At 70.6% G+C, this 26,174-nt stretch carries 20 protein-coding genes and 1 pseudogene; 10 read left to right on the top strand and 11 right to left on the bottom strand.

The genetic code is table 11. From position 1 onward, the window contains the following. The first annotated feature begins 3 nt into the window (after positions 1-3). The 3 genes from selA (at position 4) to OG937_11575 (ending at position 4,472) form a co-directional block, all read left to right on the top strand. On the top strand, positions 4-1,332 hold the full coding sequence (selA, locus tag OG937_11585) for an L-seryl-tRNA(Sec) selenium transferase (GenBank protein ID WUD72273.1): 1,329 nt from the start codon (positions 4-6) through the stop codon (positions 1,330-1,332). A 2-nt stretch (positions 1,333-1,334) separates the two neighbouring features. Beyond that, positions 1,335-3,122 carry a selenocysteine-specific translation elongation factor gene (selB, locus tag OG937_11580; GenBank protein WUD78714.1) on the top strand — a complete coding sequence of 596 codons (1,788 nt, stop codon included), beginning with the start codon at positions 1,335-1,337 and terminating at the stop codon, positions 3,120-3,122. A 408-nt stretch (positions 3,123-3,530) separates the two neighbouring features. After that, a complete protein-coding gene (locus OG937_11575) occupies positions 3,531-4,472 on the top strand; it encodes an IS5 family transposase (protein ID WUD72272.1) in 942 nt (313 codons plus the stop codon). A gap of 12 nt (positions 4,473-4,484) precedes the next feature. Here the strand turns inward: OG937_11575 and OG937_11570 are convergent, their stop codons facing one another. Beyond that, entirely contained in the window at positions 4,485-4,748 is a 264-nt protein-coding gene (locus OG937_11570) for a hypothetical protein (GenBank protein WUD72271.1), read from the bottom strand. A gap of 212 nt (positions 4,749-4,960) precedes the next feature. Here OG937_11570 and OG937_11565 point away from each other — a divergent pair, with 212 nt between their 5' ends. Next, entirely contained in the window at positions 4,961-5,902 is a 942-nt protein-coding gene (locus OG937_11565; GenBank protein ID WUD72270.1) for a DUF2236 domain-containing protein, read from the top strand. A 531-nt stretch (positions 5,903-6,433) separates the two neighbouring features. Here the strand turns inward: OG937_11565 and OG937_11560 are convergent. From OG937_11560 to OG937_11530, 7 genes are all read right to left on the bottom strand, one after another. Beyond that, on the bottom strand, positions 6,434-7,297 hold the full coding sequence (locus OG937_11560; protein WUD72269.1) for a carbohydrate ABC transporter permease: 864 nt from the start codon (positions 7,295-7,297) through the stop codon (positions 6,434-6,436). After that, positions 7,294-8,295 (bottom strand): sugar ABC transporter permease, encoded by a 1,002-nt coding sequence (locus OG937_11555; GenBank protein ID WUD72268.1) that lies wholly within the window; start codon positions 8,293-8,295, stop codon positions 7,294-7,296. The genes OG937_11560 and OG937_11555 overlap by 4 nt, the downstream gene beginning before the upstream one ends. Before the next feature lie 83 nt (positions 8,296-8,378). Continuing rightward, positions 8,379-9,671, bottom strand: coding sequence for an ABC transporter substrate-binding protein (locus OG937_11550; GenBank protein WUD72267.1), 1,293 nt, complete (start codon positions 9,669-9,671; stop codon positions 8,379-8,381). Positions 9,672-9,808: 137 nt separating this feature from the next. Further along, positions 9,809-11,842 carry an amylo-alpha-1,6-glucosidase gene (locus tag OG937_11545; protein WUD72266.1) on the bottom strand — a complete coding sequence of 678 codons (2,034 nt, stop codon included), beginning with the start codon at positions 11,840-11,842 and terminating at the stop codon, positions 9,809-9,811. Between the two features lie 371 nt (positions 11,843-12,213). Continuing rightward, positions 12,214-13,239: a LacI family DNA-binding transcriptional regulator gene (locus OG937_11540; protein WUD72265.1), complete on the bottom strand. Its 1,026-nt coding sequence runs from the start codon at positions 13,237-13,239 to the stop codon at positions 12,214-12,216. Positions 13,240-13,499: 260 nt separating this feature from the next. Continuing rightward, a complete protein-coding gene (locus OG937_11535; GenBank protein WUD72264.1) occupies positions 13,500-15,557 on the bottom strand; it encodes an isoamylase in 2,058 nt (685 codons plus the stop codon). Positions 15,558-15,560: 3 nt separating this feature from the next. Beyond that, complete coding sequence (locus tag OG937_11530; GenBank protein WUD72263.1) at positions 15,561-15,785, bottom strand: hypothetical protein; 225 nt, start codon at positions 15,783-15,785, stop codon at positions 15,561-15,563. Positions 15,786-15,853: 68 nt separating this feature from the next. On the opposite strand from OG937_11530, the pseudogene OG937_11525 reads away from it, so the two are divergent. The 6 genes and pseudogenes from OG937_11525 (at position 15,854) to OG937_11500 (ending at position 24,043) form a co-directional block, all read left to right on the top strand. Then, positions 15,854-16,069: pseudogene (locus tag OG937_11525) on the top strand (NADP oxidoreductase). Positions 16,070-16,292: 223 nt separating this feature from the next. Then, on the top strand, positions 16,293-16,886 hold the full coding sequence (locus OG937_11520; protein ID WUD72262.1) for a TetR/AcrR family transcriptional regulator: 594 nt from the start codon (positions 16,293-16,295) through the stop codon (positions 16,884-16,886). Between the two features lie 736 nt (positions 16,887-17,622). Next, on the top strand, positions 17,623-19,155 hold the full coding sequence (locus OG937_11515; protein ID WUD72261.1) for a 2,4,6-trichlorophenol monooxygenase: 1,533 nt from the start codon (positions 17,623-17,625) through the stop codon (positions 19,153-19,155). A gap of 173 nt (positions 19,156-19,328) precedes the next feature. Beyond that, positions 19,329-22,385, top strand: a complete 3,057-nt coding sequence (locus OG937_11510) for a transcriptional regulator (GenBank protein WUD72260.1) — start codon at positions 19,329-19,331, stop codon at positions 22,383-22,385. 120 nt (positions 22,386-22,505) lie between these two features. Then, entirely contained in the window at positions 22,506-23,045 is a 540-nt protein-coding gene (locus OG937_11505) for a flavin reductase family protein (GenBank protein WUD72259.1), read from the top strand. A gap of 110 nt (positions 23,046-23,155) precedes the next feature. Continuing rightward, a complete protein-coding gene (locus tag OG937_11500; GenBank protein WUD72258.1) occupies positions 23,156-24,043 on the top strand; it encodes an NAD(P)-dependent oxidoreductase in 888 nt (295 codons plus the stop codon). 63 nt (positions 24,044-24,106) lie between these two features. Here OG937_11500 and OG937_11495 read toward each other — a convergent pair whose 3' ends face one another. The 3 genes from OG937_11495 to OG937_11485 form a co-directional block, all read right to left on the bottom strand. Continuing rightward, positions 24,107-24,691 carry a carboxymuconolactone decarboxylase family protein gene (locus OG937_11495; GenBank protein WUD72257.1) on the bottom strand — a complete coding sequence of 195 codons (585 nt, stop codon included), beginning with the start codon at positions 24,689-24,691 and terminating at the stop codon, positions 24,107-24,109. Between the two features lie 5 nt (positions 24,692-24,696). Continuing rightward, positions 24,697-24,984 (bottom strand): hypothetical protein, encoded by a 288-nt coding sequence (locus tag OG937_11490; protein WUD72256.1) that lies wholly within the window; start codon positions 24,982-24,984, stop codon positions 24,697-24,699. Between the two features lie 444 nt (positions 24,985-25,428). Further along, positions 25,429-26,091 (bottom strand): TetR/AcrR family transcriptional regulator, encoded by a 663-nt coding sequence (locus tag OG937_11485; GenBank protein WUD72255.1) that lies wholly within the window; start codon positions 26,089-26,091, stop codon positions 25,429-25,431. Positions 26,092-26,174: the final 83 nt, after the last annotated feature.

The following is a 26,174-nucleotide window of genomic DNA, read 5'->3' as shown; positions in this document are numbered from 1 at the left end:
GGGGTGGCGCGGGTGGCGGACGAGCGGCGGGAGCCGCCTGCGGATCCCCGGCGGCGGGTGCCGAGCACCACGCTGCTGCTCGGCGATCCCCGGCTGAGCGAGGTGTCCGCGCGGCTGGGCAGGACCGTCGTCAAGGCCGCGGTCGCCACCGCCCAGCAGGCCGTACGCGAAGGGCGGATCGGGCCGGACGACGCCGTCGGTACCGCGCTCGCCGCGCTTCCCCCGTACGCGGCCGGGCTGCGCACCGTACACAACGCCACCGGCGTGGTGCTGCACACCAATCTGGGGCGGGCACCGCTCTCGCCGTCCGCGCTGGAGGCGATGGCGGCGGCCGGCGGCTACACGGACGTCGAGCTGGACCTGAGCACCGGCAGGCGGGCGCCGCGTGGCCGCAGTGCCATGGCGGCCCTGCGGGAGGCCGTACCGGCCGCGGGGGCCGTGCACGTGGTGAACAACGGTGCCGCCGCCCTTGCCCTGGCGGTGGCCACGCTGGCCGCGGGGCGCGAGGTCCTGCTGAGCAGGGGCGAGTTCGTGGAGATCGGCGACGGCTTCCGGATACCCGAGCTGCTGGCCTCCTGCGGCGCCCGGATCCGCGAGGTCGGCACCACCAACAGGACCCGGCTCGACGACTACGCGGACGCCGTCGGCCCGGACACCGGATTCATCCTCAAGATCCACCCGTCGAACTTCACGGTGAGCGGCTTCACCCAGGGCGTGGACGCCGGCGAACTGGCGGCGCTGGGCCTGCCCGTCGTGGTCGACATCGGCTCCGGCCTCCTCGCGCCCGATCCGTTGCTGCCGGACGAGCCGGATGCGGCCACGATGCTGCGGGCCGGGGCCACGCTCGTCACCGCCAGCGGGGACAAGCTGCTCGGCGGTCCTCAGGCGGGGCTGATCCTCGGCCGGGCCGACACGGTGGAGCGGATGCGCCGTCATCCCCTGGCCCGTGCCCTGCGCGTGGACAAGCTCACCCTGGCCGCGCTGGAGGCGACTCTGCGCGGTCCCGAGCCACCCGTGCACGCCGCCCTGCACCTGCCGCTGCCGGAGCAGCGCACACGCACGCTGCGCCTGGCCGAGGACTTTGCGCGGCGGGGCCTGGACGCCCGGGTCGTGCCCTGTGAGGCGGTGGTCGGCGGAGGCGGCGCCCCCGGGACCGCTCTGCCGTCCTGTGCGGTAAGCCTGCCCGACGGCCTCGCGGCGCCGCTGCGCACCGGTGAACCGGCGGTGCTGGGCCGGGTGGTGCGCGGTCGGCTGCTGCTGGACCTGCGGTGCGTGCCGGAGGCGTGCGACGGCGACGTCCTCGCCGCGGTGCTGCGTGCCGCGGGTCGGTGAGCATGCGGGTCATCGCGACGGCCGGGCATGTCGACCACGGCAAGAGCACGCTGATCCACGCGCTGACCGGCACCCACCCCGACCGGCTGGCGGAGGAACGGCGCCGTGGTCTGACCATCGACCTGGGCTTCGCATGGACGGATGTGCCCTCGGGCGAGCGGCTCGCGTTCGTCGACGTCCCGGGACACGAGAGGTTCGTCCCCACCATGCTGGCCGGCGTGGGGCCCGTGCCCGCCGTGCTGTTCGTCGTCGCCGCGGACGAGGGCTGGAAGCCGCAGTCCGCCGAGCATCTCGCCGCCGTGGACGCCCTGGGCGTACGGCACGGACTGCTCGCCGTCACCCGCTGCGATCTGGCCGGCCCCGGCCCCGCCACGGCACAGGCACTGGACCGGATCCGGTCCAGCACCCTCGGCGACGTCGAGGCCGTGGCCGTCAGCGCCCGCACCGGCACGGGCCTCGCGGAGTTGCGCGCCGCCCTCGACCGGCTGGCCGCGCGACTGCCGGACGGGGACGCCGACGCCCCGGTGCGGCTGTGGATCGACCGCGCCTTCACCGTGCGCGGCAGCGGGCTGGTGGTCACCGGCACGCTCGGTGCTGGGCGGATCCGGCGGGGCGACGTCCTGGTGACCGCCCGCTCCGGCCGTTCCGTGCGCGTCAGGGCGCTGCAGGCCCTGGGCCAGGAGGCCGGCCTGGTGCGGGCGACCGCTCGGCTCGCCGTCAACCTCCGCGGTCTCGACAAGGAGTCGACGGGCCGCGGCGACGCACTGCTCACGCCCGGCAGCTTCGTCCCCTGTCTGCGCTGCGACGTGCGCGTACACGGCGGAACACCGGCCGGGGAGCTGCCCCGCACCGCCGTCGCCCACATCGGCTCGGCCGCCGTGCCGGTACACGTCCGGCTGCTCGGTGCGGACATCGTCCGGCTGACCCTGCCGGCGCCGCTGCCGCTGCGCATCGGCGACCGCGCGGTGCTGCGCGATCCCGGTCTGCGGCGGGTGCTGGCCGGGCTGACGGTGCTCGATCCCCGGCCACCGGACCTCCTGCGTCGTGGTGCCGCGGCACGGCGCGCGGCCGAACTGGGCGATGCTCTCGGCGCTCCGAGCGAGGCGGACGAACTACGGCGCCGACTGCTGGTCACGCGCCAGGAGTTGACCGCGATGGGGGTGGCCGTCCACACCGTGCCGGTCGCGGGCGACTGGCTCGCCGAGCCCGTCCACTGGACCGCCCTGCGCGCCCGGCTGACCGAACTGGTCACCGCCTACGGCACCGAGCGGCCCGCCGAGGAGGGCGTACCGGTGGACATCGCGCGGCACCGCCTCGGACTGCCCTCCACGTCCCTGGTGGAGGCACTGGTCACACCACCCCTGCGGCTGAGCCTCGGGCGCGTGACCAGCGGACCCGACTCCCTGCCCGCCGCTGTCGCGGACGCGGTGGGCCGTCTCACCGCCGAGCTCGTCGGCCGGCCGTTCGCCGCCCCCCGGGCCCAGCGGCTGGCGGAACTCGGCCTCGGCCGCCGCGAGCTCGCCGCGGCGGTGCGCCATGGGGCCGTACTGCGGCTCGCGGAGCATGTGGTGCTGCTGCCGGACGCCCCGCGGCTGGCGGCCGACCGGCTGAGCGAACTCGACCAGCCGTTCACCGTGGGAACGGCGAGCCGCGCCCTGGAGTCCAGCCGCCGTGTCACCGTTCCCCTGCTGGAACACTGCGACGGTCAGGGCATCACCGAGTTGCTTCCCGACAGGCGCCGCCGCTGCGCGCCGCGCGGTCGACCGGCGCCGGTCAACGCGCCACCCTGAAGCCGGCGTTCTCGCTGGAGCTGTCCGGGGTGTTGCCCATGCGGGGGGAGGTGCGGTAGCGGAAGCCTCAGTAGGGTCGGGGACTGGCGTGGTGGCTTCCGCTCCGTCTCCAGTCCCCGCCGCTTCAAACCGTGCATGCGTTGGTAGGCCGCCAGCAGACCGCGACGAGTGCCCGCTTCTTGCCCCGGTGGCCGACCAGGCGCCGGAACTGTGCGGACAACGCCACGACGGCGCTGTGGAACGAGCTGGGCCGGGCCAAGGTCCAGGCGTTCCTCTCCGCCGCTGGGATGACGCGGACCGTGCCCGGCAGCGGCGGCTACTGGGGGCGGACTGCGGCGGCGGCCTGCGCCTAGGGCTTGTCCCGGGCCGATCATGTGACTAGCTCGTCTGCGGCTCGTTGGTCCGGGCGTGGGGCGGGATCAGCGTGGTGACTTGTCGGTTGCCGAGTGGGAACGGCTGCGGCCGTTCCTGCCAGTGAGCAACGGCCGTTGTGGGCGCTGGCGGAACCACCGTCAGGTCATCGGCGGGATCTTGCACCGGGTGCCGACCGGGGTGCAGTGGCGTGACCTGCCCGAGCGGTTAGGGCCGTGGAAGACGGTCTACGAGCGCCACCGGCTGTGGTCGGCGGACGGCACCTGGGAACGTCTGCTGCAGCAAGTCCAGGCCGCGGCCGACTCCGCGGGTGACATCGACTGGGACGTCTCGGTCGATTCGACGAGTGCGCGCGCACCAGCACGCGGCCGGCGCTCGCAACGATCCGCCGCCCGCCCCGGCCACGTCAAAGGGGGACGACGCGGCGGAACACCAGGCCGAACCTCCGTGGCAGAGCCTGGCCGACCGGCTGGCGGAGGTGGTGGAAGCGGTGAGGGACTGGGCCGCTCGCGGGGCGGCTTCACCAGCAAGATCCACCTGAGCGCAGACGGACGCTGCCGCCCGCTGTCCCTGCTGATCACCCCAGGCCAACGCGGCGACAGCCCACAGTTCAAGCCGGTACTGGAGAAGATCTGTGTTCCTCGAGTCGGGTCGGGCAGGCCCCGCAGCAAGCCGGACAGCGTCGCCGCGGACAAGGCCTACAGCAACCACCCCTGTCGTGAGTACCTGCGGCGCCGAGGTATTCGGCACACGATCCCGGAGAAGACCGACAGCCGGGCCGCCTGCCTGCGTAAGGGATCACGCGGCGGACGGCCGCCGGGCTTCGACGAGGAGCGGTACAAGAAGCGGAACACCGTCGAGCGGGCCATCAACAAGCTCAAGAACCACCGAGCGGTGGCTACTCGCTACGACAAGCGCGGCTACGTCTTCTTTGGCACCGTCACTGTGGCCGCGCTCGTCATCTGGCTAAAGTCCTGAAGACCAGACTGGTTACCACCCCGGATCAGCTGGACGCTGGTGCCCGCACGGAACGACAACGCCGTCCTTGTCGACGACCTCGGAGGAGTTGGCCGAGTTCACCCACACCGTGATGCCCTGGGCGTGGACAGCGACATTGAACGGCGACTCCTCGGGCTCCAACTCCGTCACGACGGTGAACTGCTCACTTGGGCGCATCCAGTGGTCGGTTCCCGAAGGCTCCACCCACAAGGAGAGCATGCTCTCGGTCTCGTTGCTCACGCTGGTCTTCGACACGCCAGAACCCTAACGACCAGCGTGATCGGCCGGACAGCTCCTAGTCGGCGGCGTCCGCCAGCGACAGGCGGTGGTGGCGCCGCAGTGCGAGCACGAGGTTGGCGGTCACGCCACTGAGCAGCTCCTTGTCCGCCACTGCCCGCCGGTCCGCAGCGCGTCCTGACGACCTTCCCCTTGCGTGGCTGCTCTGGTTGACCGTCCATTTCCTCCCCATGGGCGTAGAGTTGGATCCCCGGCGGCAGAAGGGGGACGGTCTGGTGAAGCGCTTCGAACGTCTGGAACAGATCCGGCGGCTGGACCCATACAGGGACGCTTCGGAGATCTATCGGCTCGCGTCGGCATACGAGTTTCCGTGGGACTTCACCCGGTCCCTTGAGCTCGCCCTGTACCGAACGTACGCCGTGCCCAGCATCGGCCGGCTGCTCGCCGAGACGGCCGAGCTCACCGACCGGACACAGAAGCGGTACGACGACACGTCCCTGCTCCTCGACGCCGTCATCGAACACGGCTTCGACAGCGGACAGGGCCGCACAGCGATCCGCCGCATCAACCAGATGCACCGCAGCTACGACATCAGCAACGACGACATGCGGTACGTGCTCTGCACGTTCGTCGTGATGCCCAAACGGTGGATCGACGCCTACGGCTGGCGCAGGCTGTCGCGCCACGAAACCGTGGCCAGCGCCGTCCACTACTGCACGCTGGGTCGGCACATGGGCATCAAGGGCATCCCCGAGACCTACGAGGAGTTCGAGCACTGCCTCGACACCTACGAGGCGGCCCACTTCGCCTGGGACAAGGACGCGCGGCGGGTCTCCGAGGCCACGCTCGCCCTGATGACCTCCTGGTATCCGCGCCAGCTGCGCCCCCTACTGCGCACCACGACGCTCACCCTGCTCGACGAACCGCTGCTACGGGCCTTCCGCTACACCCCGCCGAGCGCCGCCACGCGCGCGTTCGTCCGCCGCGCGGTACGGCTGCGCGGACGCGCCGTCCGTCTGATGCCGCCACGGCGCGCCCCGCACTACGCGCGGCAGAACTGGGAGATCAAGGGCTACCCGAACGGCTACCGGCTGGACGAACTGGGCACCCGCCCGATCCCCGGCATGCGTGGCTGTCCCATCCGGCACGGGGAGCGGTCGGCCGCCGACTGAGCTGTCAGCCCTCCGCTCGGGTGGCCGCCCCTGGGCGTTGCGGAACGTACCGGCCGCGTCTCCTGTTGCAGTCACGAGCTCGGCGATCCGCTCGTGCGAGAACACGCAGGGTTGCCGGTGCGCAGTTGGGGCTGCGGTGGCGGCGGCTGCATCGGCACGCACGAGTCGCGCTTTGTGCATCCGGTCGATGGCGGTTGCCTTCCGGCATGGAGCGAACCGCAGGGAGACCCACGCGTCGAGCTCGGGCACGACATCGCGCTCGCGGACGCGGTTGTCGCGGGGGTGGTCGACTTTGTTGGCCGTGGACGACGGCCTCGGATCGGTAGGGGAGGCCTCGCCGTCAGGGCCGGCCGGCGGGGGAACATCGGCCGGCCCGGCGTGCGCTCAACCGTCCACCGCCGGGCAGCGGATCCCCTGGTGGCGGCTGGTCCTTGGAGGGTTTCCAGGCCGATGCCCAGGCCGGCCGCGTGTCCGAACGAGATCGCTGGACGTCGGCGCACGGTCTGGTGTCCACCACCCGGGAACAGCCCCCTACTTCACGCCGCCGGCGGTGAGTCCGGCGATGATGCGCCGCTGGAAGACGAGTACGGCGATGACGAGTGGCACTGTGACCAGGACACCGGCCGCCATCTGCGTGCCGTACGGCTGGTCGAAGCGATAGGCGCCGGTGAAGCGCGAGATGGCGACGGTCGCCGTTTGCATCGACTTCTGGTTGACCATGGACAGAGCGATGATGAATTCGTTCCAGGCAGCGATGAAGGTGATGATCGCCGTGGTGAAGATGCCCGGAGCGGCGATGGGAATGATGACCTTCCGGAATGCCTGCCCCCGAGTACAGCCGTCCACCATGGCGGCTTGCTCCAGTTCCGCCGGCAGTTGGCGGAAGAACGCGGTGAGCGTCCACACGGCCAGCGGAAGGGCGAAGGACATGCTGGGGACGACCATGGCCTGGTAGGTGTTGATCCATCCGATGTCCGAGAAGAGCTTCAGCAACGGGATGATGAGCGAGATCCCGGGGAACATGGACGTGGCGATGATGACCGCCGCGACAGCGCCCTTGAAGCGGAATTCCAGGCGGGCCAGCGCGTAGGCCGCGACGGTGCCGACCAGCAGCGTGAGCGCGGTGGTCACGCCGGCCACGACGAGGCTGTTGAGCAGCGAGCGCTGGAAGCCGACGTCCGGCCTGAAGACCGCGGCGAAGTTGGCGCCGGACCACGGATGGGGCAGCAGCGAGAGCTGGAACTGGTCGGTCGGGCGCCGGAAGCTCGACACGACCATCCAGTAGAACGGCGCGAGACAGTAGAAGACGATGGCGGCGATGCCCAGGGGCCGCAGCAGGGCCGTCGGGCGCAGCCGCCGGGCCGGGGCCGGTACGGGGTGGTCGGCGGCGGTCATGCGGTGGTGGCCTTTCGTGCCGGGGCGGGCATCCGGGTCGTGCGGGCGGTGCGCCGGCGGGCTCTGGCCTCTCCGATGAGGTCCGTGCCGAGCAGCTTCACGAACGCGAACGCCACGATGACGACGTAGGCGAACAGGAGGGTCGCGTAGGCGGCCGCGGGGCCGTAGCGCACATTGCTGGCCTCGTAGTACGCGAGCATCGCCAGCGTCTCCACCTCGTGCTTCCGGCCGCCGATCAGGACGAAGGGCAGGTCGAACATGCGCAGCGCGTCCAGGATGCGGAACAGGACGGCGATCAGCAGGGTGGGTTTGACCAGGGGCAGTGTGATGCTGCGGAACTGGCGCCAGGGACCGGCGCCGTCGACCCGGGCCGCCTCGTAGAGCTCACGGGGTATCAACTGCAGGCCCGCGAGAACCAGGAGGCCGATAAACGGCGCGGTCTTCCACGTGTCGGCGACGATCACCGCCAGCTTCGCCTGCCACCCGTCTGCGGTCCACAGGATCTGCCGGCCGAGCAGGGCGTTGGCCACGCCGTTGACGTCGAAGACCCACCGCCACAGCAGCGCGGAGACGGCCGTAGGGATGGCCCATGGCACCAGAATGGCCGCGCGTACGACGGCGCGCCCGCGCAGGGCGTGGTTCATGACCATGGCCATCGCGATGCCGATGAGCACCTCGATCGACACGGTGGTGACGGTGAAGAACGTGGTGTTCCAGAAGGCATTCCAGAACACCGAGGCGTTGGTCCCTGAGAACGCGTCCGTGTAGTTGCGCAGGCCCGCGAATCGCTCCCCCTCCACCACGAAGCCGTCGGCGTCGAGGCCCTGGCCCTCTTGGAAGAGGGAGGCCCTTATGGCGGCCACCAGGGGATAGGCGATGACCAGGCCGAGGACGAGGAGGGTGGGCGAGAGCAGGGCGGCCGCGAGGCGGCCGTCACCCCGGCTCTTGCGGAGCCTTGGGACAGGACGCGCGGTGGCTGTCCGGATGGTGGTGGTCACGAGGTGTCCTTCTTCGGGGGAACGCCGATCGCCCCGGCCGGGCACGGAGCGCGGAGGGCGCAACGCGCCCGGCCGGGGACGGCTCACTCTGCGGTGATCTTCTCCAACTGCTGCTGCAGGTCGGTGAGCGCGGTGTCGGGGCTCGCCTTTCCGGAGACCACCGGATAAATGGCGTTCTGGATGGCCGCGGTGACATCGCCGTAGCGCACGGCCTTCGGCCGGGGCCGGGCACTCTCGATCGACTTGCCGAGCGTCGCGAGGTAGGGGAACTTCTTCTGAAGGTCGGCCTGGCTGTACAGGTTCGCCCGGGTCGGCGCGACCGCTGCCTTCAGCAGGTTGGAGCGCTGGGCTTCCTCACCGGTCAGGAACTTGATGAAGTCCCGCGCGGACGCCTTGTGCGGGGCGAATGTGGACACGGCCAGGTTCAGGCCTCCCAGGGTGGAGGAGCCGGGGCCGTTCATTCCCGGCAGCGGAGCGACGTCGAACTTGCCCGCCACCTTCGAGGAGCCGTCGGTCTCGTTGGCGAGGTTCCACACATACGGCCACTGGCGCAGGAAGATGAGCTTGCCCGCCTGGAAGGCCTCGCGGCCGTTCTCCTCCTGGTAGGTCAGCGCCTCCTTCGGGATGGTGCCGTCCTTGAAGCTGTCCACGAGCCACTTCAGGCCGGCCTTCGCCTCGGGTGTGTCGACGGTCGGCTTGCCGTTGTCGTCGAACAGTTCCCCGCCGGCGGACTGGACGGCTTCGGAGAAGTTGACGGTCAGGCCCTCGTACTTGTCGAACTGGCCCGCGTAGCAGCTCATCTTGGAGGCCTCGGGCAGCTTCAGGACCTTCTTGCAGACGGCCGCCAACTCGGCCCAGGTGGTCGGCGCCTCGGCCTTGACCTTCTTCAGCAGGTCGGTGCGGTAGAAGAGCATCCCGCCGTTGGACTGGTACGGGGCCGCGTACACCTTGCCCCGGTATTTCGCGGTGTCGACGGCTGACGGCAGCAGCCCGTCCAGTGGGAAGTCCTCGGCCGGCAGTTGGTCGATCCAGCGGTTGGCGGCGAATTCGGCGGTCCAGGTCACGTCGAGGCCGAGCACCGAGTACGCGTCCGACTTCACCTGGGCGTTCTGCACCATCTGCTGACGCTGCGCGTCCGCGGAGGTGGGCAGTTCGGTGATGGTGGCCTTTTCCCTGGGGTGCGCGGAGTTCCACTCGTCGAGCAGGTTCTGCAGATTGCCGGAGGTGTCCTTGCCGGTGGCCAGGGTTATGGGACCGCGATCACCGGAGCCCTGGTCTCCCGCGTTCTTGTCCGTCCCGTTGCTGCTGCACGCACTGGCGGCGAGTGCGGCGGCCGCGGCAACAGCGGCCGCCTGCAGAATTCTTCGACTGGTCATTCCCTTGCTCCTCGTTGAGCAGCGCCGGTGGGCGCGGATTCGAATGGTGCGGCAGCGAAAAAATCACATCGGATCGTGAGCGTGCACACTGCGCCGACGTTCTGCTGTCAGGCTTTTCCCGTCAGCCCTCGGCGGTTTCAGGACCTGAGACGCCCGCTGTGTCCGGGTCGAGTGTCTGTCCGGTGGGTCGGCACCGGGAGCGCCGGAGCGTTCCCCGCCTGCGGAGGCGGGGTGCCCGGAGAGGGCGCCGCGGCCCGGCTCTCCAGGTACCCGATGACCGCCACCGCCCCGGCGGCCGCCCAGGCCTGGGGACGGCAGGCCGAGGGATAGGCGGGCAGAGGCCCGCTGTCGGCCGCCGAGACCCCTCCGTACAGCTCCGGCAGTCGGTATCCGAAGCGTTCCGCGGCCTCGACCACTCCGTTCGCCAGTGAGCGGGCCACCTCGTGGTAGCCCTCGGCGGCCAACCCGAGCACGGCGATGGCTGTGTCGTGCGGCCAGACGCTGCCGCAGTGGTAGCTCATCGGGTTGAAGGCAGCGCTGGTGGAGGAGAGGGTCCGCAGTCCGAATCCGCAGTCCATGTCCGGCGCGGACAGTCTGCGGGCGACCAAAGCCGCCTCGTCGGGTGAAAGCAGCCCGGTGCCGAGCAGATGGGCCATGTTGGAGGAGGCGCCGTCCACCGGCCGCTTGGCCCCGTCCAACGCGATCGCCGGATAGGGCCCGACGTCGTCGCAGACCCAGTACGCCTCGCGGAAACGCTCACGCAGCCGGGCCGCCCAGTCCCGCAGCAGCTCCGCTCCGCCGGCACCGAAGCTCTCCAGCAGGTCAGCGCCCTGCACGGCGGCGGCATGCGCGTACCCCTGAACCTCGCACAGTGCCAGCGGTGCCTCCGCGAGCCGTCCGTCGGACCAGCGCACCCCGTCGTGGGAGTCCTTCCAGCCCTGGTTCGCCAGGCTTCCCGGGACGGTGGCCCGGTACTCGAGGAACCCGTCCCCGTCGGCGTCACCCGCTTCGGTGATCCACCGCAGGGCCTTCCGCAGGTGCGGCAGCAGCTCGGCGACCTCGGCCTCGGGCAGGCCCGCCCGCCAGGCGTCGTGCAGCAGGCGCACCCACAGCGCCGTGGCGTCGACCGTGCCGTAGTACAGCGGGGGCAGTGTGAGGCTGCCCAGCCGCAGCGGCTCCGGGCGCGCCTCGTGCAGGATCTTTCCTGGCTGCTCCTCCGCCTCGGGCAGGTCCCGCCGGCCCTGCCTGCGGGCGAGGGTGCGCAGCGTGCCCCCGGAAACCGCGGTGCCCAGGGGCAGCAGCATCCGGGCGGACCAGAGCGAATCGCGTCCGAAGAGGGTGAAGTACCAAGGACTCCCGGCGGCGAGGAAGCGGTCCCGCGGATCGAGAGGGTCGCACAGCAGCATGGCCTGCAGGTCCTCGAGGCTGCTGTGCAGCAGGCGCGCCCGGCGGTGGTCGACCGGCGGTTGCGTGGGCGCGGCCCATGGCGGAGGCAGCGAGTCGAGTGGCGCGCTGAAGTCGGTCCGCGGCACGCGCGCGGAAGTACTCGCCGGGTCGGTGTCGGGCGATGCGCACACGCGAAGGGAGAGCGACCAGGAGCCTCCGGGCGGCAGTTCGGCCTCGAAGCACAGGACGGCCGTACCGTCCTCTCCCCGGCATTCGGCCGGCGCCGGGTCCGCGGTCAGGACGACCCCCGTGCCGTCGCGGTCCCAGCGAACCTCACCGCCGGCGGTGACCGGGGGGACAGGGCGGATGCGCTCGCCCGACCGGACCTCGTGCACGGGAGCCAGGTCCGACTCGGCGCGCACCCGCACCCGCACGCGCAGGGGGGCGTCGCCGAAGGTGCGCAGCCTCAGGTGCTCCTCAAGGGCGCTGTGCGTCAGCACCCGGCGGCGCTCCAGCATCAGGTCCGTGTCGGCCGCAGCTCCGCGGACCGGCTGCACGACGGCGGTGAACCGGGCCTCGGACGACCGGGTCAGTGACCGGCCCACCGGCCGGACCTCGGCATCGACGATCTCGACCTCCAGCCGGGAGAGCATCCGGCGGTCGTCGTCGTAGTAGCCGTCCGCGCCGCCCGTCCGCAGTTGGCCGTCCGACCCGCACAGCGCGGCGGCGGGGGCACGCAGCACGGTCACGAGGTCGTGCAGCGCAGGTGGGTGAGGGATTGTCACCCTGCCTCCTTCGGTCAAGCGGGTCACTGGTGGGGCCGCGCAGCGCAACCGCCGCCGAATTCATGGGCTGGTGCCGTCACCCGGTGCGTCGACCGTGAATGCGGAAGACAGCAGCGGTGGACACGCAGCCGATCGGCGGTCGCTGACGTACAGAGTCCGGGCGCCGAGCTCGAACCGTGGTCGGCATCCGGAAGTTGAACGATCAAAACTGCGACGCGCAGGACTATGCCATGTGGTGGACCACCTGACTAGGGGGAGTTTCCTCAACGTTTCCGTGGTGTTCCGTGTGGAGCAACTCAGGTGCTCCCGCCGACGGTCAACTCCCGTCCCGCAGAACCTACGCGGAAGCAGCGGGCGGATTGCCGCGAGCGTCAGGAGCTCTCACGGACGATCAACTCCGGTTCGAACAGAACGTACTCGGAAGCGGCGGGTGGGCTCCCTGCCAGGAGGGCGGTCAGCAGCCTGATCACCGCACGTCCGACCTCGGTCAACGGCTGCCGCAGCGTGGTCAGCGAGGGCTGGACCAGCGCGGCGGCAGGGGAGTCGTCGAAGCCGACCACTGCCACGTCCCGCCCGATGGCCAGCCCCTGGTCCCGGACTGCCGTGTAACACCCCAGCGCCAGGGTGTCACTGGCCGCCACCACCGCCGTGGGGCGGGGCCGGGCGCGCAGCAGTTCAGCGGCAGCGGCGGCGCCGTCGTCGATCGTGTCGGGCGAGCGGGCGGAGTTGCGGGCGACCAGTTCGTGCCGTTCCATGGCCAGGCGCCATCCGAGCAGGCGGTCCTGTCCCGGCCCGCTGCCTTCCTCCATCCCGAGGAACGCGATCTCCCGGTGACCTCTGGCGACGAGGTGGTCCACAGCCGCGCCGATGCCGGCTGCGCCGTCCACATCAACCCACAACTGCCCGGGCGGGGCATGGGACGCCCGGCCGAAGCCCACGAAGGGCGCGTTCCGTGAGGCGAGCCATTCCGGTCGGGGATCGCCGGGGTCCAGCCGGGACAGTATGAAGGCGTCGACGCTGGACGTGCGCAGCATCTCGTCGTACGTCGCCAGCTCGTCCTGGAAATCCTGCGCGGCGCAGATCACCACGCGGTAGCCGTTCTCCTGGGCCGCCGCCGCGAGCGCGTGCAGGAATCGGTCGAGGATCACATTCGATGTGCCACCCCGCCCTACCTCGACGCAGTAGCCGATCTGCCGCGACGCCTGGGTCCTGAGCGACCTCGCCGCCCGGTTGGGCTCATAGCCGATCTCCTTGATCACCCGGAGCACGCGGTCCAGCGTCTCCGGGCGCAAGCGATCCGGTGTGTTCAGGGCGTTGGAGACCGTTTGGCGGGATACCCCCGCGATACGTGCCACATCGTTGACGGTGGGAGCCGGCGAGACGGAGCGCTTACGCATAGGAGCACCAGTCTACCGGCGAGGACGGAGACAGCCATCGCCTGTTCACCGACCGCGACGGCCACCGAACGAACCGGTGCGGGCCGCATTCTGGACCCTGCGGCCCCGCTCCCTGGACTGCGGGCGCGGCGGGCTGCTTTCCGGGCTGTCGGTCACCTGGTGCCGGTACACGGCGGGGCGCGGCAGGCGCGCAGCCCGGTCGAGACTGCCGTCAGTCCCGTCCGGGCCGGGGCGTACCCGCCACGCGTTCGGGGACCGGGCTACTTCGCGATCAGCAGGAGGGTGGCCCGGCCGTGCAGGCGGTAGACAGTGCCGGCGCCGCCGACGAGGGCTTCGGAGCCGGGGGAGGCCACCTGATCGGGTCCTTCGGCCCAGGTCGAGGTGTCGGTGACGCGGTACCACTGCTTGCCCGCGCCGCGTGAGGGGAGGGTGAAGTCGACGTCACCGGACCAGCCGTTGTAGCCGACGTAGACGGCGCTGCTGGGGTCGCCGAGTTCGGTGCCGTCGAGGCGCAAGGCCAAGGCGTGGTTGTTCGGGCTGGACCAGTAAGCGCCGTCGGGCGCGCTGCCGGCGGGGGTGAACCAGTCCAGCTGGCCCAGGCCGTTGCCGTTGTTGTCGGCGGCGCTGTGGAAGGCGGCCGGACGCAGGGCCGGGGGCGCCTTGCGGAAGGTGATGAGCCGCTGGGCGTAGGTGCGGAAGGTGCTCTGGTCCGCGGTCGGGCTGTGGCCGAGCCAGTTGGCGGAGGAGTCCAGGTTGTTCGGATTGTTGTTGCAGCGGATCGAGCGCAGGGTCTCGTCGCCGCCGGTCATCATGGGCGTACCGGCGGACAGCATCAGCAAGGCGAAGCCGTTGCGGGCGGCCTTGCGCTGGTCGGCGGCGTTACTGCCCTGGTCCCAGGACAGGTTGTGGTCCGAGCCGCCGTCGGAGGGGCCGTACGGCCAGGGCTGCGTGTTGTTCTTGGTGTTGCACGTGTACAGGTCGGCGAGGGTGAAGCCGTCGTGGGCGACCATGAAGTTGACCGAGTTGAAGGGTGCGCGGCCGTCGTCCTGGTACAGGTCGGAGGATCCGGCGAGGCGGGTGGCGAGCTGGCCGGGAGTGACGTCCTCGATGCCCATGGCGTTCTGGTCGCGGCGCAGGGTGTCGCGGAAGGTGTCGTTCCACTCGGACCAGCCGGCCGGGAGGTTGCCCACCTGATAGCTGCCGTTGCCGAGCGCCCAGGGCTCGGCGATCCAGTCGGTGCCGGTTCCGCCGGCCGCGGGGCGGGTGCGCATCGCCGCGGTGATCCGGTTGAGGGCGGTGCCGGGGTCGGTCCTGCTGTAGCGGAAGCAGCCGGTCCGGCAGGTGTTGCCGAGGACGGGCGCGAGGTCGAAGCGGAAGCCGTCGACGCCGAGCGTGTCATTCCAGTAGTCGAGAGAGTCGAGGATGAGCTGCTGGGCCACGGGGCTGTAGGTGTTGTAATTGCCGCCGACTCCAGTGTTGTCCACCGGGCCCTGCAGGTCCGCGGTCAGCTCGTAGTACTCAGGATTGTCCAGGCCGCGGAAGGACAGGACGCTGTAGGTGTTCTTGTCCCCGGGGTTCCAGGGGCCACCCTCGCCGGTGTGGTTGTAGACGACATCGGTGAAGACCTTGATCCCGGCGTCGTGATAGGCCTTCACCATGTCCTGGAACTCACGGGTCGGGCCGCCGGGACTCCGGTCGGAGGCATACCGGCGGTCCGGCGCGAAGTAGTCCAGGGTCGAGTAGCCCCAGTAGTTGTCGCCCGTCGTGCTCGTCGGGTCGGCGTTGTCGGCGTCGTTCTGGGTCTCCTGGACGGGGAGGAACTCCACCGCGGTGACGCCGAGTCCGGCCAGTTCCGCCGCCTTGCGGGCGGCACCCTTGTACGTGCCGCGTTCGGCGGCCGGGACGGACGGGTCGTTCGCGGTCAGGCCGCGCACGTGGACCTCGTAGACGATGTCGTCCTTCAGCGCCCGGGTCGGCTTGCTGCCGGTGGCAGCGGTGGGTTCCGGCAGCACGATGCCCTTGGGAGCGGCCGGTCCGCTGTCCAGGGTGCGGTACGACGGGCCGGAGGCGTAGACCGTGTCGCTGGTCTGCGAGGGGGTGCGCGGGTCGTGGCTGAGTTCGCGGGCGTACGGGTCGATGAGGAGCTTGTTGGGGTTGAAGCGATTGCCGGCGGCGTCGACGTCACCGACGAACCCGGCCGAGGACCCCTTGGTCCAGGAGGCGTTGTACGGCCAGTTCGGTCCCCAGGCGCGGTAGCCGTAGTAGACGGTCCCCGTGATTCCGTACTGGCTCTGCAACGTCGCGACGGGGACCGTCACGGATCAGACGCGGGTGGCGGGGTCCACCGTCAGCGGCAGACCGGCTTGCTCCTGTGCCCCCGAAGGGCTCTTGTAGAGGTAGACCTCGATCCGTGTCGCCCGTGCCGAGTAGACGCGGAAGCCTATCGCCGACCCGGTCGCGTCGTAATGGGCTCCAAGGCCCTGGAGGGCGGCCGCCGCAGCCGGGGCAGGGTGCGCGGGCCCTGCCAGGGCGGCGGTGAGGACCACAGCCAGAGCGGTCAGCCCCGCTCGTACTCTGTGGCGCGCGTGGGAAAACAGACGCACAGCGGCTCCTCAGCGTCTTCGTCTCCGGCGACGACACCGACGCCAAGAAGGCCGTCACCGAACTGCTCGTCTCCTTCGGCTGGGCCGAGGCGAGCGTCATCGACCTCGGTGACATCACCACCGCCCGCGGCACCGAGATGCTCCTGCCGATCTGGCTGCGGCTGTGGGGCGCGCTGGGCCATGCCGACTTCAACTTCCACATCGCCGGAGCCCGCACCGGCGCCTGACTCGGACCGGCCGGGCCAGGAATCCCTTCGAGCCGTCCTCGGCCCCGAGGCCGCGGCACTGCCTGTCTCGACCGCCACCGAAGAGCCGACCGGGCGCCCGGCGCGCACCTACCGCCAGTGGGTCCGGAGCAACACTGACATGTTCTGATCACCGCCCTGTCTCAGGGCAGCACGGGTATCCGCACCGAACCACTCGGTGCGGATACCCGCCTATCCTGTCGGGATGGGTGACACTCAGACCAAGAGCGCCGGGCGGCCGCGGTCGGCCGAGAAGGACGCGGCCATTCTCCAAGCGGCGCTGGAGTTGCTGGCCTCGCACGGCTACACACGGATGAGTCTGAGCCAGGTCGCCGCTGCCGCGCAGGTCAGCAAGTCCACCATCCACCTGCGCTGGAAGACCAAGGCGGACCTCCTGACCGCGGCGCTGGCGGCCCTGCGGATGGCCGACGCCCCGCCGCCGAGCGGTGACACGCGGGCCGACTTGACAGCGATCCTCAAGGACTTCGCCGCGACCGTGGACCGCGTCCGCGGCATGGCACTGATCGGCACCTGTCTCGCCGAAGAAGCCCACACCCCCGAACTCCTCGCCCTCCTGCGCGAGCGCACCGTAATGCCCCGGCGCGCCCTGCTGCGCCAGGCCCTCGAGCAGGCGTGCGACCGCGGCGAGATCCGCCCCGGCGCCGATCTGGAAGCGGCCGTCTCCGGACTCCTCGGCCCCTTCTATGCCGACTACATGGCCGGCCGTGGCGGCCGTATGGGCTGGGCCGAAGACGCCGTGGACCTCGTCCTGACCGGCCTGCGCCCGATGGGTCACTGAACACCGGGGCGCGACGAAGCCTGCCACCTGACGCGTTTCGAGACCCCTGTTCATCAGGGGTCTTCTGCTTTTCGGGTCAAGGGGCGCCGGCCAGGGCCCCGCACCGGGGCCGAGCCTGTCGATGACCGACCGGAGCCGGTCGCGGGGTCGAGCTCACCCAATGGGACATGGCGGCTATGCGACGTCCGTGGCCGACGCTGCTCCCAGGCCGGGGAGGCGCAGGTCGCGGGATCGCGGCATGAGGTGCCGATCCAGAAAAATGAACATTCATCTTGACGTGCCGTCCGGTGGCGCCGCAGGATGGGGGCCGACAAAAAGGAACGGTCGTTCGCGAAGGGGGTGGGCATGGTCGTGGAGCGTGTCCCGGGGGTGGAGAGGGGGGTCGGCGACATGCCCGCCCGGGGCGCGACGCCCCGTCGCAGGAGTTCCCGGGGATATCGCCGACGCCGCGTCGCGATTAACGCCCGGCTAACAACACTTGGCTAGGCTCGGGTAATCAACGGCCGAGGCAATTTCAACTTCACGGCAGGGCGGGCTTTCCTTCATTCGAATCGGGCGGTTCGAATGACCGGTCGATCGCGACGCTGATCCGCCGGTTTCCCGCGCGCTGAGATCGGATTCACCAACGGATTCGCGGCGATTTCCCGGCGATGTCCTGCCGAGTGGAACTCGAATGACGGCCCGCGAGACAGCAGTCCATGCACGCCGGTGCTTGGGCGAGGGCAGAAGGTGGCATTTGATGCGAACTGGCGACCAGTACTTGGAGTCCCTCAGGGACGGGCGCGTGGTCTGGGTCGGAGGTGAGCTGGTCGACGACGTCACGACGCACCCGAAGACCAGGGCGCAGGCCGGGCGGATAGCGCAGTTCTACGACCTGCACCACGAGCCCGAGATGCAGGACGTCATGACCTTCGTCGACGACGGCGGAGTGCGTCGTTCGATGATGTGGTTCACGCACACGGACGCCGCGGGGCTGCGCCGCAAGCGTGTGTACCTGGAGACCGTGGTCCGGGAACTCGACGGGGGATCGACGGGGCGGACCCCGTGCGCGAACAACTACGGCCTGGTCACCTACGAGGAGGACCCGCAGCCGTGGAGCGACCAGTCGGTGGGCACCGGCGGGCGTGATCTGACCGTGGGGATCCGGGACTTCCTGGAGCTCGTGAAGGAGGGCGACTTCAACTGCGCCTTCGCCTTCATCGACCCCCAGGTCGACCGGTCCAAGCAGAATGCGGCGCAGACCGCGCTGCGCGTCGTGGAGACCCGGGACGACGGCATCGTGGTCAACGGCGTCAAGGCCGTGAGCACCGGTACGCCGTTCGCCGATTACATTCACATCGGTGTTTTCTTCCGGCCGGGAATCGAGAGCGAACAGGTCATCTACGCCGCTTGTCCGGCCAATGCGCCAGGCGTCGTGATGGTCTCCCGCGAGGCGACGGTACGTGACGATCCCGAGAACCACCCGCTGTCCTCCGCCGGCGACGAGCTGGAATGCACCGTCATCTTCGACAACGTGTTCATCCCGTGGGAGCGCGTTTTCCACATCGGCAGCCCCGAGCACGCGTCGCTCTACCCGCAGCGCATCTTCGACTGGGTGCACTACGAGGCGCTCATCCGGACGATGGTCCGCGCCGAGCTCATGGCCGGGCTCGCGATGCTGATGACCGAGCACCTCGGTACGTATCAGCTCCCGCCGGTCCAGGCGCGCCTGGCGCGACTCGTCGAGTTCTACCAGACGATCCGGGCCCACGTGATCGCCTCCGAGACGGAGGGGTTCATCTCCCCGGCGGGGCTCTACAAGCCGAACGTCCTCCTCTTCGACTTCGGCCGGTCGTACTACCTGGAGAGGTACGCGGAGATGCGGAACGAGGTCATCGACCTCGCCGGCCGTGCCTCGCTGCTGTTCCCGACCGAGGAGCAGTGGCAGAACCCCGCGTTGCACGACTGGCTCGCGCCCCTGCAGGCAGGCGCGGTCGGCGAGCCCTACGACCGCATCCGCATCTCGCGCGTCATCCGTGACCTCTTCCTCACGGACTTCGGCGACCGGATCAGCACCTTCGAGCAGTTCAACGGGACGCCGATGCTCGGTACCCGGATGCTCACGATGAAGCGCTCGGAACTGTCGCCCTCCGGGCCGCTCACCCAGCTGGCCCGGAAGGTCTGCGGTCTTGCGGAGCCCGAAGTCCCCGAGGTGACGGCCTACACCGAGCAGGCCGAGTACGCCCGGCGTCTCGACGGAGCACGGCTCGAGGGCTCACGGGTCCGCTGAACCGGCGACGGTGCGGAGAGGTTCGCGGCCGCCGCCGGTCGCGAACCGCCGCACCCGGTACCGACGGGTGACCCGGTGCGGGTGGGCACCGACGACACACATGGTTCGGCCGGCGTACGGGACGAGCCGGAACTTCCGCGGGAGCACTGAGGATCACGGAGGCGCGACATCCGATGGGTGACTCTGATTCCGACCGGCCGAGCGGCCCGAACGCGTCCGGACGGCACCATCGCGCGATCATCCGGCGGAAACTGGCGGCGCCGGAGCCGGCGAAGGACGTCGTCGTCCGCGAGAGGCTCAATCGACGTCTGCGGGACATGCTGGACCGCCACACCGTGGTGAACGTCTTCGCGACGGCCGGGGCCGGCAAGACCACGGCGGTGGCCCTGGCCGTGAGCGGCCTCGACCGGCCCGTCGCCTGGCTGTCGCTCGACGGCACGGAGCGGGCGGCAGGGCGCCTGCTCGTCTACCTCGAAGCGGCTCTCGAGGGCGCTGTCGCCGGCGCCGCCGACGTGGCCTCCGACGCCCTGGGCAGCAGCCTCCACATCGGTGAGGCGGCCGGGCTGCTGGCCGAGAGCCTCCAGGGAAGTCGCCTCATCCTCGTGTGCGACAACGTGGAACGGATCGCCGCCGACGAGAGCTGCGTTGCCGTGCTCTCGTCCTTCGCGCGCTACCTGCCGTCCGGTGTGAACCTCGTACTGATCTCGCGTGTCGACGTCCACCTCGACCCGGGCCCGACGAGCGAACGCGACCGGGTGGGCGAGCTGATCGAGAGCGACCTCGCCTTCGACGCCCAGGAAGCCGACGCCGCGCTGCGGACCGTCGGCCACGTCGACGTGCATCCGGCCCGGGCCGTGGCGGCGACGGGGGGCTGGGTGACCGGGGTCCTTTTCGAAGGATGGCGGCATGCGCGCTCCCGCGAGCTGGATCCCGACTCGCTGCGGTCCTACGTCGCGGCGAACGTCTTCAACTCGCTCTCCCCGGTGGAGAGGACCTTCCTCCTCCACACCAGTCTGCTGGCGGAGATATCGGTCGAGGGCGCCCGCGCCCTGGGCCAGGAGAACGCCGCCCAGGTCATGGCGGACCTGCGCGTCCGGCATCTTCCGGTGACGTGGTCGCCGGACGGTTCCCGCATGACGCCGCACCCGGTGTTCCGCGACTTCCTGCGCGTCGTCCTGGGGCGGCAGGACGCCGGGACGCTCACCGCGGTCCGTCGCCGGCACGCCGAGCTCCTGATCGCCCGTGGCGAACGCGAGGAAGCCGTCGACGAGTTGCTGCGGCTCGGGGACCTGGAGGCGGCCGGGCGGCTGGCCGCCGCGGCGCTTCCCAGCCTCGTGGCGCGGATGGACTTCGAGCCGGCGGCACGCTGGCTCGACGCGCTGGGAGGGTCGGCCCGTACTCCGACCCCGGAGATCGGCTCGGTCATCCTGCGCGTCGCCTTCGCACTGGAGCAGTGCGACCGCGGAGTGGAACTCGTCGATCGTCACGGATACGCGTGGCTTCCGGAGCCGGGTGCCCCCGACTTCGAGGAGGCCCACGTCCTTGCCTGCTGGTGCCTGTGGCACTCCGGTCGGATCGAGGAGGCGCGGTCCGTCGCCGACCAGCTGTCACCGGGCCGGAACTGGCTCATCGCGCACACGTTGATCGCGCTCGCCACCGGCGAGGAGCCACCGCCCTTCCCCGAGTACTCGCCCACGCCGTCCGGCCCGGTCGACGGTCTGCTGATGCGGCTGGCCTTCATGCGCGGTCGCCTCGAAGGACTCGACGACGTGGGTTCGTTCGACCCGTGGCGGACGATCCTGGGCGGCCCCTGGGTCGTCGCCGCGCTGCGGGCCACCGGACGACTCGACGCCGCGATGTCGATGTTCGAGCCGCGCAGCGGTTCGTCGCAGCCGGTCTGGTTGCACGCCGTCGACGCCGTCGACCTCATGCTGGACCTCGGCCGGGGAGAGGAGGCCTGCGCGTCCATCAAGCGTGGCAGGGACCTCATCGCGTCGACCGGATCGAAGGTGTACCGGAACATGAGCCTGCTCGTCGAGGCCAAGCTGCGGCTGCGCCTCGAGGGCGACACGCGGCGTGCCGACCGCGTGCTGGCGGAAGCGGCGGCCAACGGTGCCTCGGAGTACGTCCTCACCCGGGAGACGTGGCAGGTCTGGTCGGGCCTGTCGATGCTCCTGCAGGACAAGGACGCCGAGGCCTACGAGCTCCTCGCGGAATGCGTCCTGAGCATGCAGAGGGGCGACCGCCACCTGGATCTCCCGACGGCCGCCGTCTACCTGGCCGAGGCGCAGTGGCGTCTCGGCCTCGAGGACCAGTCCGACGCCACGGCCGACCTCGCGATGACCTCGGCCTCGACGCACGGATCACAACACCTGCTGCTGACGGCCCTCACCGACATGCCGTCGGTCGCGGCCAGAGCCGCGGACACCAAGTCCAGCCGCATGTCACCGTGGTACGAGGTCCTCGCGGCGCTGTCGGGCCCGCATCCCGTCCGCGTGAACGTGAGTACGCCGCGTCTGGTGCTCGAGGAGTTCGGCGAGCCGGTCCTCACCGTCGACGGGAACACGGCTCAGCCCCGGCTGACCAAGAGCGTCGAGCTCCTCAGCTACCTGCTCGGGAGACCCGACCGCAGGGCCACACGCGAGGAGCTCCTCGGGGCGCTCTTCGGCGGTCGTAACGACGCCGCCGGCCGCAACTACCTGAGGCAGGCCCTCTACCGGCTTCGTGAGGTCCTGCCTGACGACCTGGGCCCGAGGCAGGACGGCGACGTCTTCCGCATGCCCGGCCCCGCGGTGGCCATGGGCTCGGCGCAGCGCGCGGCCGACCTCATCGCCCAGGCCGGCAGGCAGGACGGGGAGATCCGCCTCCAGACGCTGGCCCACGCCCTCAGCAGCGCCGAAAGGGGGCCGTATCTCGCGACGGTCTCCGGTGCGTGGGTCGCCGAGCGCCGCGTGCTCCTCGCCGAGACCTTCCTGTCGGCGCGGGTCGACGCGGCCAAGCTCGCCTACCGGATGAACCGGTACCGCCAGGCGAAGGGACTGGTCGACTACGTGCTCCGAGAGGACCCGTACCGCGAGCAGGCCTGGCGGCTGGCCATCCAACTGGCGCACGCCAGCGGCAGCGATGACGCCGTGCTGGCCCTCTACCAACGGTACGCGGTGCGCATGCGGGAGCTCGGCGTACCGCCGTCCGACGAGGTCCGCCGACTGGTCGCGCAACTGCGCCGCTAGGCCCGCGCCCGTTCGCGCCGCAGAAGCCGGTGAAGCCGGCGAACACGCCGTCAGCCACACCCGGGCCGCCTGGGCACAGGCGGTGCCGGGGCCATCTCGTCACACGCAACGGAGGGCACCATGGGTACGTCGACCGCGCAGGACATGTCCGTCGTCTACCGCGGAGCAATGTCGCGGTTCACGACCGGCGTCACGATCGTGACGACCAGGACGCCGAACGGCCCGGCAGGGATGACGGCCAGCGCCGTCGCGTCCGTTTCGCTGGATCCGCTCATGCTCCTGGTGTGCGTCGGGAACACCCTTGCGACGCGGGACGCGATCTCCGGCTCCGGGGTTTTCGCGGTCAGCGTCCTGTCACGGGGACAGGAGCACCACGCGCTGCGGTTCGCGAGCCGGTGCGACGACAAGTTCGCCGGCATGGGCCTGCGGGCCGACCACGAGCTCCCCGTCGTGGACGGCGCGGTCGCCTACTTCGCCTGCGACGTGCAGAAGGAGGTCGCCGGGGGAGACCACACGGTCTTCATCGGGAAGGTGGTCAGCTGCGGCTACGAGGCCGACTCGGACCCCCTCGTGTACTTCGCCGGGGGATTCGGCAGCCTCTGCGATCCCCGTTCCCACGCGCAGCTCGCCTTCGACTGGCAGCTGTCCGCATCGATATAGCGAACCCTCACCCGGTGCCCGGGCCGGCGCCGCGCACCACCGCGATCGGTCGGGCCCGGGTGGGATCGACAACCCCTTGCGCATGTCGCGCACCGTCTCAGGAGATGAACGTGAACGTATCCGTGCTGGGTCTCGGTCAGATGGGATCCGCCATAGCCGAACGACTCATCGGCGCAGGCCACGAGGTGAGTGTCTGGAACCGGTCGAAAGGCAGGGCGGACGGCCTGGTGGCTCAGGGCGCGATCGAGCTCGGCGCCCCCGGTGAGGCGTGGGACCGGTCGGAGGTGTGCATCACGATGGTCGCGGACTCCCGCGCCCTGGCCGATGTCGCGCTCGCGCCGGACGGTGGGCTCGCCCACGCCGCGTCCGGCAAGGGACGGGTCCTGGTCGACATGAGCACCGTCTCCGTGGAGGTGTCCCGTGACGTGGCCGCCGGAGCCGAGGCCGCCGGTATCGGCTACCTGCGCGCTCCTGTGAGCGGGAACCCGGGTGTCGTGCGTGCCGGGAACCTCACGATCATCGCGTCGGGTGACGACGCCGTCTTCGCGTCCGTGGAGGGCCTGCTGCGCGACATCGGGCCCCATGTGTTCCACAGCGGCGAGGGGGATGCCGCCCGCATCATCAAGCTGGCCCTCAACCTCATGGTCGCCGGGACGGCCGAGCTCCTCGCGGAGTGCGTCGCCCTGGCCGAGGCCCACGGCGTGCAGCGCGAGCGGCTGCTGGAGGTCGTCGCTGCCTCGGCGGTCGCGTCACCGTTGGTGAAGTACAAGATCGGGCCGCTGCTGGCGGATGACTACACGTCGACGTTCAGCTCGCGGCTCATGCGCAAGGACCTGGACCTGGCCCTCGAAGCGGCGGCAGCCGGCGGGGTCCCGCTGCCGGTCACCGGCGTCGTGCAGCAACTGCTCCAGGCGTGCATCTCGACCGGCTTGGGTGAGCAGGACTTCATGTCCCTCCTCATCCGGCTGCAGCGTGAAGCCGGACAGATTTCCGGCTGACCGTCCGGATGCGCGTGAGGCCGGCCGGACTCCCGTCCGGCCGGCCTCGGATCCCGCGCGGTCTCAGAGCTGGGCCGCCACGGGTGCGGGCGGCTCGGGCATGTCCAGCTCGAAGGCCATGACACGGTGGAAGCGTGACAGGGCGTTCCACATGCTGATGCACATCACGAGCTCCACGAGTTGGGCCGCGTCGAACACCTGCTGCGCCTCGTCGCGGACATCCGTCGAGACGCCGGTGAGGCCGCTCTCCACGGGGACGGCCGGAAGGGAGACCGTCATCTCCTCGGCCAGCCGGAGCGCCAGCCGCTCCTGCTCGGTGAAGCCCCCGAGATCGCCGCCCGCGACGGCCGTGAGCTCGTCGACCGACACCCCCTTGGCGAGCGCCGACGTGCAGCGGTGACTCGTGGTGTAGCGGCAGTGGTTGAGCACGGCGACGCGTACGGCGACCAGCTCCTTCACGCGCCCGTCCAGCGAGCCCGGTCCGTTGACCTGCCTGAGGAAGGGAAGGTAGGTGGCGAGCAGGCCGGGACTGTTCCCGATGCCCGCCCAGGTGTTCAGCACCTCGCCGTACGCACGCATCCCCTGGGTGAGAGCGGGTTGGTCGACCGAGGAGAACTCGTCGGAAGTGAGCAGCGGGACCAGTGACATGGGCATTACCTTTCAAGGAATCCCGGCTGGAGGCAGCCGGCTTGGGGTGAGGGTGGGGCGGGCTCCGGGGGAGTGGCCGTGGCCTGGGGCGGGGCCGGGCGGCGGGGTGAAGTGCCGGGGCGTCGCAGGCCGATCGTGATCCCCATCGTCGCGTTGAGCCACGGCACGAGGAAGGTCAGTGCGGTGCGAGCCGCGAGTGCCCAGGTGAACGGGCCGTCCCTGACCTGCGAGTACAGGTTGACCATGAACAGGGTCGAGCCGACGATCAGGGCGGCGGTGGTCGTCTGCGCCATGGCCCTGCCTCGTACCGCACCCCGCAGCGCCACGCTCCATGCGACAGGGGGAGTCCTGGCTTGAGGGTCTTGCTCGGGTGAGCTCATGGTGTCCTTCGGCGCTCTGGACGTCACGTCGCGGTCCGCGGCGGGTTCCCGAGGGCGCGGATCTCACCGCCCGCCCGCGGGAGGAGGAGGCGCCTGGGCGCCCCGGCGGGAGGATCGTGGTGTCGTTCCCGCCGGGGGCCGGCGCTCCACCGGTCACGCTCGCCGGGGCACGGTGCGGCCCAAGGCGCCCTGTGCGTCACATCTGTGACGCTCCGTCACGGTGGCGCTGTCCGGGTTCCGTCACTCTCCACCATGGCAGGAGATGGATCCAAACTCAACCGCCTGATGGGCAAATCTTGGCTCCTGCGGGGCCGAATGGATCCGAAACGGCCTGGGATGGTGGCGACCGGGGCCGGGTCAGAGGCCGAAGCGCGTACGGAAGAACCGGTCCAGGTCGCGCCGGCCGGCACCCGGTGACGGCAGCGACTCCCCGCCGGGGGAGCGCAGGCCGTCGAGGAACACCCCGAGTTGGCGGCCCGCCAGGTCCACCGAGGGGTCGCTGCCGCCGTCCTGCGGGATCTGGGCCGGGATCGAGTTCAGCATGAGGACGAGGTCGAAGACGGTCACGTCCTCGCGCAGGCTCCCGGCGTCCTGGGCCCGTGCCACCACCTCGGCGAAGTCGGTCAGCAGGGCCTCGCGGGCCGCGACGAGCTCGGGCCCCGGCTCCATCGTCCGCCTCCGGCTGACGGGGAACAGCTGGCTGCTGCGGACCTGGGCGATGTAGCGCACCACCCGCGTGAAGACCACCCAGGGATCGGGTTCGGCTTCCGAGACGTGCCGGATCTCGAGGGACGTATCCGTCATGACGTCGATCGCCACGCGCTCGACCAGGGCGTTCTTGCTCGGGAAGTGGCGGTAGACGGTGCCCATCCCCAATCCCGAGCGGCGGGCGACCGCCTCGATGGACACCTCGTAGCCGCGGTCGGCGAAGACCTCCCGGGCGGCTTGCAGGATCAGTCGGACGTTCTCGCGGGCGTCGGCGCGCAGCGGGCGGCCGCCGGGGGGTGTCAACGGGTTCATTTGCCACCGATGTTAGTGTCCTGACGACGCAAGCGGAAATTGAATTTCCGGTTACCTCGTGCGTTCCCGACACAGGAGGCCTC

Origin of the sequence: Streptomyces sp. NBC_00510, from assembly GCA_036013505.1 — a bacterium.
Lineage (GTDB): Bacteria > Actinomycetota > Actinomycetes > Streptomycetales > Streptomycetaceae > Actinacidiphila.
This window is presented reverse-complemented; position numbering and strand designations above follow the sequence as displayed.